5 protein-coding genes are annotated in these 12,630 nt (G+C 62.7%); 2 read left to right on the forward strand and 3 right to left on the reverse strand.

Annotation, left to right across the window (positions count from 1 at the left end; genetic code table 11):
• Positions 1–254: 254 nt before the first annotated feature.
• The 3 genes from IFO71_RS06405 to IFO71_RS06415 all read right to left on the reverse strand — a co-directional run bounded on the left by IFO71_RS06405 (position 255) and on the right by IFO71_RS06415 (position 4,158).
• Positions 255–1,589 (reverse strand): TldD/PmbA family protein, encoded by a 1,335-nt coding sequence (locus IFO71_RS06405; RefSeq protein WP_192028710.1) that lies wholly within the window; start codon positions 1,587–1,589, stop codon positions 255–257.
• 12 nt (positions 1,590–1,601) lie between these two features.
• Entirely contained in the window at positions 1,602–3,236 is a 1,635-nt protein-coding gene (locus IFO71_RS06410; protein WP_192028711.1) for a TldD/PmbA family protein, read from the reverse strand.
• Between the two features lie 319 nt (positions 3,237–3,555).
• Positions 3,556–4,158 carry a TetR/AcrR family transcriptional regulator gene (locus tag IFO71_RS06415; RefSeq protein ID WP_192028712.1) on the reverse strand — a complete coding sequence of 201 codons (603 nt, stop codon included), beginning with the start codon at positions 4,156–4,158 and terminating at the stop codon, positions 3,556–3,558.
• Between the two features lie 53 nt (positions 4,159–4,211).
• On the opposite strand from IFO71_RS06415, the gene IFO71_RS06420 reads away from it, so the two are divergent.
• Both IFO71_RS06420 and IFO71_RS06425 read left to right on the forward strand, forming a co-directional pair.
• The gene (locus IFO71_RS06420) at positions 4,212–5,843 is read left to right on the forward strand and encodes a PfaD family polyunsaturated fatty acid/polyketide biosynthesis protein (RefSeq protein ID WP_192028713.1); all 1,632 of its coding nucleotides are present in this window, start codon (positions 4,212–4,214) and stop codon (positions 5,841–5,843) included.
• Between the two features lie 290 nt (positions 5,844–6,133).
• A complete protein-coding gene (locus tag IFO71_RS06425) occupies positions 6,134–12,577 on the forward strand; it encodes a type I polyketide synthase (RefSeq protein WP_192028714.1) in 6,444 nt (2,147 codons plus the stop codon).
• The last annotated feature ends 53 nt before the right edge of the window (positions 12,578–12,630 follow it).

Genomic DNA, 12,630 nt, shown 5'->3' on the forward strand with positions numbered 1-12,630 from the left:
GTCAGCATCACATCGCCTCGCAGAGCGAAGCGAAGGTCCTCCGCCGAACCCATCAACTCGTCAAGCGAGAACCGCCGCTCTAGCCCCTCCCCCCTGGCGGGGGAGGGGTTGGGGAGAGGGGGAGGGGAGCACACAGCGAGTTGCATCGATTGCGTTGCGGCTGGATTTGCCGATTCGACCGGTGCGTCCAAGACGCACCCTTTGTCAGCAATTCGCGGGGCGCGAGGTTTATCCATGGCTCGCCCCCGATGCCATCACACCGCGTCGCTTAGCGAGGTAAAGGTGAAGTCGCGAATCTTCATCGGTGGCACCTTCATGATGAAGGGCGATTCGTCCGGATTCAGGCGCACCGACTTGCCCAGCTCTTCGATGTTGTTAAGCATGATCACCGGCGATTCGTTGAAGCGGAAGTTCTTGATCGGATACTTGATCTCACCGTCTTCGATGTAGAAGGTGCCATCGCGAGTCAGTCCAGTGAGTAGCATGGTCTGCGGATCGACCAGACGGATGTACCAGGTGCGAGTCACCAGGATGCCCTTCTTGGTCGACTTGACCATCTCATCGGTGCTGGCCGTGCCGCCGGTGACTATCAGGTTGCCAGGCTGGCCGACCGTGCTCTTGCCCTTTTCCTTGGCCCAGAAGCGCGAGTACTGCAGGAACTCCACCACACCGTCTTTCACCACCTGGGTGCGCTCACGCGCCAGGCCTTCACCGTCCCAGGGCAGCACTTCAAGGCCAGGCTCCCAGGGGTCGGAATAGACGTTGACACGGCTGTCGAACACCTTTTCGCCGATCTTGTTGCCGCCGCCTTTCTTGGACAGGAAGCTGCGACCTTCGTCGGACTGGCGCGCATCAAATCCAAACAGCATGAAGTTGATCAGGCCGGCAGCGGCGGCGGGCTCAAGAATCACCGTGTACTTGCCGGGTTCCAGGGCCTTTGCATCGCGAGAGCCCTTGGCCTTGCTCATGCCGGTCTTGATCGCCTGTTTGGCGTCAAATTGCTTGATCTCGGCAACATTGCTGGCCACCCATCCGGAGCCTTGCTCGTCATCGGTTCGCACCGTACAGGTGAGGTCCGCCGACGTGATGCGCTGGTAGCCGAAGTTGCCCTTGCTGTTCGCTGTCGCGACAAAGCCAGCGTTGTCGGTAAAGAAGCCTGCGGCAACCAGCTTGTCATTGCGGCAGGGTTCGATGCAGTCCGCAGCCACCTGAGTGCGAAACTCTGGAGTCAAGGAGGCGGTCTCGTCGTTCCAGGTGTTGCTGAGCTTGTAGGTCTGCTTGTCGATGATCGGCATGAACTCCGGATTGTCCGGTGCCAGATTGGCCAGTTCTTCAGCCCGCCGAACAACCCGTTCAAGCGAGGCATCGTCAAAGGATTCGATGGTGGCAATGCCAACCTTTTTTCCAAACGACACCTGAACCACCAGGGTCGCTTGTTCCACTTGGCCCGACGTTGACACTTCGTTGCGGGCGAAGCGGATATTGCCGGTGACGCCGCCCTGCAGAGTGGCACTGCACTCCTCGGCCTTGGACAGCTTCATCACCTTGTCGAGAATTGCCTTGGCCTGGGTTTCACTCATCATGGTCATGCTGCTTTCTCCTTAGCCCAGGTTGCGAGCGGTGTTGATGACATTGATGCCGTTGAAGCGCGCCGTAGACGAGCCATGCGACACCGCTGAGATTTGCGAGGGCTGGCCCTTGCCGTCGAAGAATGAACCGCCCAGGCGATAGTCGCGTTCGTCGCAAATCGCCGCGCAGGAGGCCCAGAACTCGGGGGTGCGGATCTGGTAGGCCACATCCTCCAGCATCTCGGTGATCTTGCCGTTCTTGATTTCGTAGAACAGCTGGCCGCCAAACTGCGCGTTGTAGCGTTGCTGATCGATCGAGAACGAGCCGGCGCCGACGATGTAGATGCCATCTTCGACCTGACTGATCATTTCATCCGGCGTGAGCTTTTCCTTGCCCGGTGCCAGTGAAATATTGGCCATGCGCTGGAACTGCACGCTGTTCCAGGAATCGGCATAGCAACAGCCATGCGACTCCTTCTCGCCAAGGATGTGCGCCTGATCGCGAATTGCTTGATAGTTGACCAGGATGCCGTCCTTGACGATGTCCCAACGCTTGGTCTTGACGCCCTCGTCGTCGTAGCCGACGGCGCCCAGTGAGTGCGGCTGAGTCTTGTCGGCGAACAGGTTGACGATCTCGGCGCCGTACTTGAAATCCTTCGATTTCCATTTGTCGAGGGTGGCAAAGCTGGTGCCGGCGTAATTGGCCTCGTAGCCGAGCACGCGATCGAGCTCGGTCGGATGGCCGACGTTCTCGTGGATGGTCAGCCACAGGTGGTGCGGGTCGAGCACCAGATCATACTTGCCGGGCTTGACCGACTTGGCTTTCAGTTTCTCTTTGGCCTGCTCGGCACCAAGCTTGGCGTCCTCGATCATGTCGTAAGAGGTGGAATAGCCGACCAGACCGCCGGGCATGGCGATACGACCTTCCGGCTTCGGGTCGAGGTACTCGTAGCCCATGCCCATCGGCGCACTGAGGCCAGAGCGATTGCGGAACTTGCCGCTTTCCTTGTCGACCGCGGTGATATTGAGCGGCGCCCAGATGCGATGCACATCCTGGTCGATGTACGAGCCGTCGGTCGAGGCGAAATACTTTTGCTCATTGACCAGAAACAGAATCGAATTGACGAAGCTGGCGCCGGCGTTCATCGCTGCCGCGTTCACGCTGAGCAGAAGATCGACCTTTTCCTTGATCGGCACTTCCATAGCATTCTTCTTGATCGGCGTCGCCCAGCTCACTTCGCCGACGCCCTTCACCGGCGCCAGCTCGACTGGCGTGCGGGTCAGCCGGGAGTTTGCCTTGGCGATCGCAACGGCTTGTTGAGCGGCGCGCGCGATGCTGGTGGCGGTGAGATCATTGGAGGCGGCGAAACCCCAGGTGCCATTGGCGATGACGCGAATGCCAACGCCGGTCGACTCGGTGTTGACCACGTTCTGCACCTTGTCTTCGCGGGTCACCACGAACTGGTTCAGATAGCGGCCAATGCGTACATCGCAGTAGCTGGCGCCTGCTGTCTTGGCCGCTGCCAAGGCAGCATCGGCCAGCGATCGCTTCAACGCGATGTCGAGCTTCTCAGTCAGCGCCTCGGCGGCAATCAGCCGACCCGAAATCGGCAGCATCAAGGCACCCATGCCAAGGCCGGTTACCTTGACGAATGAACGACGATCCATTCCCTCTCTCCCGCTTGTGGGGCGGGCATCGGCCCACCCAGCTATGTTGCGACCTACGGAGTGCCGTGGCCGTTTCTGCTAACCAGCTGCGGATACTGCAGGGCAGGCGCTGGGTGGTCATGTGTCGATTGGCATGGGTGACCAGGGGAAGCGTGATCAATGGGTGAATCGCAGCAACCAGTGATGTGCGGTAAGGATCATCGCCCAGCCGCGGTTGACCCACCCAGAGCCGGTCGAAGGGTGCCAGGGCGAAGCCAGTAGCTAAAGTTGCACCGAAATTTGCATCGCCCCGGGTCTGCGCCGAGAAACCCGGGGCAGCTCAGTCCGCCCAGAATCCCTGTTCCAGTCGATCCAGTGCCTTGTGCCCGAGCTCAGCCAAGTCCGGACGGCCGTCGTTCTCAAACCAGTAGCGCATGGTGGCGCGGATCACGCCGATGGCGGCGCCGGCGAAGAGGCGGGCCTGCACCTCGGCATCGGGTTGGCCGTCGAGTCGGTTCCTCACTGCCTGGGTCATGGCGTTCTCCCAATCGCGATCGATTTCGCGCTCGCGGGCCAGGAGTTCGGCCGAGGATTCAATTAGTCGCTGTTGCGCCAGCAGGCTTTCGCGGTGCTCGCCGTACTGTTTGGCAAAGATCTGCGCTATATGGCGGAGGTTGCCCACCGGGTCGTCGCGCTCTGGCCCATGCCGTAGCAGGTCCAGGAATTGCTGCAGGCGCTCGGAGCGCTGTGGAAAGACCAGCGACTCCTTGTCAGCGAAGTAGCGGAAGAAGCTCCTGCGGCCGATCTTGGCGTCGGCGCAAATATCGTCGATCGTCGTTGATGCGTAGCCAATGTCGCGAAATCGGCGCTGTGCGGCGGCGATCAGCGCATTGCGCGTGGCTTGCTTCTTTTGCTCTCTGGCGCTGGGCAGTGGCGTTTTCATCGCCGCAAGGATATAACTGCGCGCTTAAAAAGTGACACTCAGTGCCAGATTTCATGTCTTCGACCTCTTCCGCCCCGGTCGCGCCTGCCCTGAGCTGGCGCCCTGGTCCGCAGCTGCCGGCGTTTTCCGGCGCCGCCTTGCTGTCTTCGGCGCAACAGGTGCGCGCGTCCATGGCAGTAATTCGGCGCAGCGACGATGGCGCCGTGGGCATCGGCATCGATGGCCACCTCTCCTCCGCAGTACCGAGCAAGGCGGGCTTCGACCTGATCGGTCAGTTGCCGCCGCTGTATCCAGAATGGCTGGGTGACCGCGGGTTCTGCGAGGCGCATCGACTGCGATTTCCTTACGTCGCTGGCGCCATGGCCAACGGCATCGCCAGCGTCGCGATGGTAGAAGCGATTGCCGAGCAGGGTGGGTTGGCGTTCTTCGGCGCCGCGGGGCTGTCCGCTGCTCGCGTCGAGGCATCGATCGTCGAACTTAACGCGCGATTGCAGCGCAGCGGCAAGAGTTGGGGCGTCAACCTGATTCACAGCCCCAGCGAGCCGGCGTTGGAGCTGGCGCTGGCCGAGATGTTCTTGCGCCACGGCGTACGAAACGTAGAAGCATCGGCCTATATGGCCCTGACGCCAGCGATTGTCTATTACGCCGCCAAGGGCTTGCACACCGATCCCAGTGGCCGGATCCTGCGTTTGAATCGGGTCATTGCCAAAGTATCGCGAGAAGAGGTGGCGCGGCGCTTTCTGTTGCCACCACCGCTGGCCATGCTGGACAGCCTGCGCGAGCAGGGCAGGTTGAGCGAGCTTGAAATCAAGCTGGCCGCGCAGATTTCGATTGCCGAAGACATCACGGTGGAGTCCGATTCGGGCGGCCACACCGACAATCGTCCGTTGGCGGCGCTGTTGCCCAGCGTCGCCGTGCTGCGCGAGGAGATTCGTCGCCAGCAGGGCTACAGCATGCCGATTCGTATCGGCGCCGCAGGAGGCCTCGGTACGCCTTCGGCGGTCGCTGCCGCCTTCGCCATGGGCGCGGCCTATGTGCAGACCGGTTCGGTCAATCAGGCCTGCGTCGAAAGCGGCCTGCATGCCAGCGGACGCGCCATGCTGGCCCAGGCAGGAATGGCCGACGTCACCATGGCGCCCGCGGCCGATATGTTCGAGATGGGCGTCGACGTACAGGTGCTGAAGCGCGGCAGTCTGTTCGCCACCCGGGCGCGCAAGCTGTATGAGTTGTATCGCAGCTTCCCATCGTTGGCAGCCATTCCGGCCGAGGAGCGCGAGAAAGTCGAGCGCACCCAGTTGCGCGCCAGCTTCGATGAGGCCTGGGCCTCCACCCGCGAATTCTGGCAGCAGCGTGACCCGGCCCAGGTTGAACGTGCGGAGCGCGACCCGAAGCATCAAATGGCCCTGGTGTTTCGCGCCTATCTCGGCTTGTCGAGCCGCTGGGCGATCGATGGCATCGATGCGCGCAGTTCCGACTATCAGATCTGGTGCGGCCCGGCGATGGGCGCCTTCAATCGCTGGGTGACCGGCAGTTTCCTTGAAGCTCCAGAACAGCGAACCGTGGGGCAGGTGATGCTCAACCTGATGGAGGGTGCCGCCGTGGTCACCCGCGCCCAGCAGCTGCGTAGTTTCGGCGTTGCCATGCCCGAGACCGGCTTCGACTTTCGTCCGCGGCCGCTGTGTTGAACCCCCGCGACGCTGCGTCCAAGACACACCCTATCTCTAGGGAAAGTCTGAATAAGCCCATCCTGGACTTACTCAGACGCGCCGAGTCCGGCACAGGTCCGGACTCGGCTCACGCTGATCAGCAACGTACGTTGTTGATCGCGGCGGTGCATCGTGCACCACAGGAATCTCTGAACTTGTTCAGAGATTCCCTGGCAAGCGCATGGGATGCGCCTTGGGTGCAGCAAATTCTGCGCCCGTCAACTCAATACATACTGTTCCACCGTTGCTCCGGCAACCTGAGGTAAGCCATGTCCGATTTTCAGCCGCCGCCGTTCGCGCCGATCGCCATCATCGGCGCCAGCGCGCTGTTTCCCGGCTCCAGCGATGCCGAGGGTTTCTGGCGCGACATCCTGGCCGGGCGCGATCTGATCGGCGATGTGCCACCCAGCCACTGGTTGGTGGACGACTACTTCGACGCCGATCCCAGCGCTCCCGATAAGACCTATGCCCGTCGTGGCGCTTTCCTCGATCCGATCGACTTCGATGCCTTCGGCTTCGGCCTGCCGCCGTCAAACATTCCTGCCACGGATACTTCGCAACTGCTGGCATTGATTGTGGCGCAGGCGGTGCTGCAGGACGCCGCCGGAGATCAGTTCGAAACGATGGATCGTTCGCGCATGTCGGTCATCCTCGGCGTGACCAGTGCGCAGGAACTGCTGTTTTCCATGGTGTCGCGTCTGCAGCGTCCGGTGTGGGTCAAAGCCCTGCGCGAAACCGGTCTTCCGGAAGATGAAGTGCAGGCCGCCTGCGATCGTATCGCCGCGCAGTACGTGCCCTGGCAGGAATCGAGCTTCCCTGGGTTGCTCGGCAATGTGGTGGCTGGCCGTATCGCCAACCGGCTCAATCTCGGCGGCACCAATTGCGTTACCGATGCCGCCTGCGCATCGAGTTTCAGTGCCCTGTCGATGGCCATCAACGAGCTTCAGCTTGGTCAGAGCGACGTGGTGATCACCGGCGGTGTCGACACCTTGAACGACATCTTCATGTTCATGTGCTTCTCCAAGACGCCGGCCTTATCCGCCAGTGGCGACTGCCGCCCGTTCAGTGCGGCGGCGGACGGCACCATGCTGGGCGAAGGTCTGGGCATGCTGGCCTTGAAGCGACTCAAGGATGCCGAGCGCGATGGCGATCGAATCTATGCAGTGATACGCGGCGTCGGCAGTTCTTCAGATGGGCGGGCAAAATCGGTCTATGCCCCGGTTTCGGCGGGCCAGGCCCAGGCTCTCTCGCGGGCCTACCAGCAAGCGGGCTATGGGCCGGAGACGGTGGAACTGATGGAAGCGCACGGCACCGGCACCAAGGCCGGCGATGTGGCCGAGTTCGATGGACTGCGCATGGTGTTCGATCAGGCAGCGCCTGAGCGCAAGCAATGGTGCGCCCTGGGCTCGGTAAAGAGTCAGATCGGCCATACCAAGGCGGCTGCCGGCGCGGCAGGGTTGTTCAAGGCGGTGATGGCGCTGCATCACAAGGTGTTGCCGCCGAGCATCAAGATAGACGCCCCCAACCCCAAGCTGGGCCTTGAGAACAGTGCCTTCTATCTCAACACGCAGTCGCGCCCATGGATCCGTGATGCAGCGCATCCGCGACGGGCATCGGTCAGCGCCTTTGGTTTTGGTGGCTCCAACTTTCACGTCACGGTCGAGGAGTATTGCGGTGCGGGCAAACCGGCCAAGCGCTTCGCCCCGGCCGCGCCGTTGCTGTTTGCCCTCTCTGCAGACAGCGCAAGAGACCTGTTAAAGCAATTGCGCGATCTGCGGGTCAGCCAGTTCTCAGTCTCGGTGCTGGCGCATCGATCGCTGCAGCAGTTTTCCGCCAGCGCTGAGTACCGGCTGGTCTGGTTGGCCACGGACGCGCAGCCGTTGCATGTCCGCCTTGCCGATGCGCTTGAACGCATCGAGGCGGATCCGGCCCAGAGTTGGACGCGAGCGGACGGCATGAGTTATGGCGTTGGCTCGATGGTCGGTGATCTGGCCTTCGTATTTCCCGGGCAGGGCAGTCAGTACCCCGGCATGGGGGCTGATCTGGCGATGAGGTTTCCGGCGGCACGGGCCGTGTGGGATCGGGCAGCGGCGATCGACTTCGATCCGACCTCGAAACTGCATCACCTGGTGTTTCCGCGCCCATCCTTCACGGGCGCCGAGCGTGAGGCGGATCGCCAGCGCCTCACCGCCACCGAGTGGGCGCAGCCGGCCATTGGCGCGACCTCGCTGTCAATGTTGGCGCTGCTGCGGCAACTTGGGGTTGCGGCCGCTCACATGGCCGGGCACAGCTTTGGCGAACTGACCGCCCTGCACGCAGCCGGCGTTTATGACGAGTCGAGCTTGCTCGGCCTGGCACGCCGACGTGGCGAGCTGATGCGCGATGCCGCCGCCAAACCCGGCGCCATGCTCGCCCTTGGTCTGCCGATCGAACGAGTGCAGGCCTTGATCGAAGAAGCAGCCTCCGATCTGGTGGTGGCCAATCACAACGCTCCGCAGCAGGTGATTGTCTCTGGCAGCGTGGAGTCAATCACGGCATTCGAAGCCTTGCTGGTGCGTCAAGGGGTGGAAGGCAAGCGCTTGCCGGTAGCCAGTGCCTTTCATTCGCCCATTGTGGCCGCGGCCTGCGCGCCCTTTGCCGAGACGCTGGCTGCGCTCGATTTTGCCAATCCCTCCTGCCCGACGTACAGCAATGTCTGTGCCGCCAGTGTTAGCGATGGCACGGCTGCGCGGCAACGCCTGGCTGAGCAGATCGCTAGCCCGGTTCGCTTCGTCGAGATGATTGAAGCGATGTATCAGGCCGGCGCACGCTGCTTTGTCGAGGTCGGGCCAAGCGCTGTGTTGAGCGGACTGATCGCCGCGATTCTTGGCGAACGCCCGCACCAGACCATCGCATTGGATCGCAAAGGCCGCGATGGCGTCGAAGCCTTCTTGCAAGGCATTGTGCGCCTGGCAGCGCTGGGCGTGCCGATGAACCTGCCTGCTCTGTTCGCCGACGAGCGCGAGCCGCAAGTCGCCGCTGCACGCAGCAAGCATGCCATTTCAATTTCCGGCAGCAATGTCGGAAAACCCTATCCGCCATTGGATCCAACGACCTTGCCTGCCCCCAATCCCGCACGACCGACGCCCCCGCCACCGACGAACAGTCCTTCCACCGCGGAACCCACCGCGTTCAGCCACGCGGCGAACTCGGCTGTCTCAGCCCCTTCGATGCCCTCCGCCATGCCGGTCTCCGATAGCTGGATTCAGGCCTTTCAGGACAGTCAGCGGCAAACGGCAGAGGCGCATGCGGCCTTCCAGCAGGCCATGTTCGACAGCCACAACGCCTACCTGCGGATGGCCGAGACTTCACTGAATCAGCTGGGTGCGCTGTTGGGCGCGCCGGCCGTGGCAGGCGTGCAATCCATCCCGGCACCCTCGCTTTACAGCAGCGCCGCTGTGGAAGCGCAACCGATGGTTATGGGCGGGGTGAATGCATTGCCGACTCCCGCACCTGCGCCGGCTGTGCCCATCAGCGTGCCACCGGCAACCTTGACGGCGGCGGTTCTCCCACCGGTAGCTGCGCCCGCCGTGGATCTTCAAGCCTTGATGCTGTCGGTGGTGGCCGACAAGACCGGCTATCCGATCGAGATGCTTAACCTGGAGATGGACCTGGAAGGCGATCTTGGCATTGATTCGATCAAACGGGTCGAGATTCTGTCGGCCATCGATGAGCGCGCGCCGCAGCTGCCCAAGCTTGATCGGGCACATCTGGCAGGCTTGCACACGCTGCGCGAGATTGTCGATTACCTCGGACGGCAGACGACGCAGTCGGCGACGGCCGCCGCACCGCGCAATCAGGAACTGCCCAGCGTGGATCTGGCAGACGTGATGCTGAACGTGGTGGCCGACAAGACTGGCTATCCGCTGGAGATGCTGAACCTCGATATGGATCTCGAGAGCGATCTCGGTATCGACTCGATCAAGCGCGTCGAGATTCTTTCCGCCGTTGACGAGCGCGCGCCCAATCTGCCCAAACTGGATCGAGCTCATCTGTCGGGTCTGCACAGTCTGCGCGAGATCGTCGACTATCTCAGCCGGCAGCTCGGGGCCAGCATGGCGCCAGCCGCTGTGGCAGTCACGCCGCAAGCGGCCAGGCCGGCTGCCAACACAGTGGAACTTGAAGCTGTCATGCTTGATGTGGTGGCCAACAAGACTGGCTATCCGCTGGAAATGCTCAGCCTCGATATGGATCTCGAAAGTGATCTTGGCATCGACTCGATTAAACGCGTCGAGATTCTTTCCGCCGTCGATGAGCGCGCGCCCGACCTGCCGAAACTGGATCGAGGCCATCTCGCCGGCTTGCATACCCTGCGGGAAATTGTCGATTACTTGCGCGGACGCACGGAGGCGCCTACCGCCAAGGCCGCGGCTCCCGAACCGACCGCTCAGCGCGCGCAGACAGCCGCCGCCGAACTTGGACGTTATGAGCTGCGTCTGATCGACGCGCCGCCCACCGGGCTCGCCATGCCCGGCTTGTTGGGCGGCAATCGGGTGTGGATCTGTGGCGGCGGAAGTCAGCTCGATCAGGCGCTGGCCAATGCGCTGCGCCGCCAAGGCGTGAATGCTCTGGCCAGCGATGCCCCGCCCGTATCGGCCTCGGCCTGCGTGTTCCTCGGCGGCTTGCGTGAGTTCGAGTCCGTTGATGCAGCGATCGCGGTGAATCGCGAAGCCTTTCAGCTGGCGCGACAGGTCGGTGCTGCGCACCAGAATCTGCCGGGCCTGTTTGTGACTGTGCAGGACACCGGCGGCCGCTTTGGCCTGGGGCCGATCGATCAGCGGCGCGCATGGGCGGCCGGTCTGCCGGCCCTGGTCAAGACTGCGGCACTCGAATGGCCAAAGGCCGCCCTGAAGGCCATCGACATCGAGCGCGGCGGGCGTGAGCCCGAAGCCCTGGCCGCGGCACTGGCGGCTGAGTTGCTGGGCGGCGGTGGAGAAATCGAGGTTGCTCTGCCGGTGGAGGGTCCGCGCCAGACCCTGCTCAGTGTGGCTGCGACGGTGCAGGGCGATGAGTATCCAATCGAGGACGGCGATGTGGTCCTGGTCTCGGGCGGTGCGCGCGGCGTCACCGCCGCCTGCATTCGACACTGGTCCGAGCGCTGCAAAGCCCGCTACGTTCTGCTTGGTCGCACTGCCTTGGTCGATGAACCCGCCTGTTGCGAAGGTGTGCTGGATGAGGCTGGCTTGAAAGCGCGACTCCTGGCCGACGCGCAATCCCGCGCCGAGCATATCTCACCGCTGGAACTTAACCAGCGTGTTCGTGCTGTGCTGAGTGCACGCGAAGTGCGTGCCACGCTGTTGGCCATCGAAGGGCAGGGCGCCGAAGCACGTTATGTGTCGGTCGATGTCGATGATGGTTCAGCCGTGCAGGCGATGCTGGCCGATCTGCGCGCCGACTGGGGCGCACCCAAGGCGCTGATTCACGCCGCCGGTGTGCTGGCCGACAAGCTGATCGTCGACAAGACCGATGAGCAGTTCGATCAGGTGTTCAATACCAAGGTGGGCGGGTTGAAAGTCCTGCTTGACGCCTGCGCCGAGGATCCGCTACAGCTCTTGTGCGTGTTTTCCTCGGTCTCCGCACGTTGCGGCAATAGTGGCCAGGCGGATTACGCCATGGCCAATGAAGTGCTGGCCAAGGTCGCCGCCGCCGAAGCGCAACGCCGCCCCGGCCTGCGGGTGAAATCGTTTGGCTGGGGGCCGTGGGAGGGCGGCATGGTGCACCCGGCGCTGAAGCTGAAGTTTGCTGAACTAGGCGTTCCGCTTCTGCCTCTAGACGTCGGTGCCAAGATGTTTGTCGACGAACTTGCCGATGGCCGGCCGCAGGCGCTGGAACTGGTGCTGGGTGGTGCGCCTCGTCCCGAGTCCTTGTTGTCCAAAGGCGCGTCTGCACGGGTTCAGTCGCTGGAACTGAAAGTCCATCGCACATCGCACGCCTATCTTGAGGGCCACGCCGTCAAGGGCCGGCCGGTGGTGCCGGCCGTGCTGGTGGCGGAATGGCTTTCTCGCGCCGCACGCAGCTTCCGCCCCGGGCTGAGTCTGAAGGCCTTGCATGATTTCAAGGTGCTCAAGGGCATTCGCCTTGGCGGTTTTGAAGATGAGGGCGACCGCTTCATCATCGAAGCCAGTTCAGTCAACGCGCCCGGCACGCAACTGCAACTGCTGGTCAAGGATGCCTACGGCACGCCGTATTACAGTGCCCGAGCCGAACTCGGCGACCCGGCAGAACAGCCCGCTGCGCCACTGCCCGAAATCGAATTGCAACCCTGGGATGGCCAGCCGCTGTATCAGGACCTGCTGTTCCACCGCGGCAAGTTCGAGCTGATTGAAACCGTGCATGGCATGTCGGATCAGGGGGGTGGGGCGACCGTACGTGGGGTTGAGCAAGCCGGGTGGGACAAGGAGGCCTGGCAACTCGACGTCGCCGCACTCGACGGTGGTTTGCAGCTGGCGGTGCTCTACGGGCAGCGCATGCTGGGCGGTCCCAATCTGCCGACCGCCATTGCAGAAGTCAGAAACTACGCCAGCGCGCCCGCCAACGGACCGATCTCCGCCACCGCCTACCGTCGGAATGTCGGCAACGCCGCCGTCACCACCGACATCGTGTTCAACGACAGCCAGGGCAGGCGATTGGTGGAACTGCTGGGTGTGCAGAATCATGCGCTGCCAAGGGTGTGAATTAGCCCGTCCCCCTCACCCCAACTCCTCTCCCTCCAGGAGAGAGAGCTCAT

Origin of the sequence: Pseudomarimonas arenosa, from assembly GCF_014841215.1 — a bacterium.
GTDB classification, from domain to species: Bacteria; Pseudomonadota; Gammaproteobacteria; order Xanthomonadales; family Xanthomonadaceae; genus Pseudomarimonas; species Pseudomarimonas arenosa.

Coding starts and splice junctions, on each gene's coding strand:
- IFO71_RS06405 (WP_192028710.1), bottom strand. CDS start 1,589: ATGACCATGATGAGTGAAACCCAGGCCAAGGCAATTCTCGACAAGGTG.
- IFO71_RS06410 (WP_192028711.1), bottom strand. CDS start 3,236: ATGGATCGTCGTTCATTCGTCAAGGTAACCGGCCTTGGCATGGGTGCC.
- IFO71_RS06415 (WP_192028712.1), bottom strand. CDS start 4,158: ATGAAAACGCCACTGCCCAGCGCCAGAGAGCAAAAGAAGCAAGCCACG.
- IFO71_RS06420 (WP_192028713.1), top strand. CDS start 4,212: ATGTCTTCGACCTCTTCCGCCCCGGTCGCGCCTGCCCTGAGCTGGCGC.
- IFO71_RS06425 (WP_192028714.1), top strand. CDS start 6,134: ATGTCCGATTTTCAGCCGCCGCCGTTCGCGCCGATCGCCATCATCGGC.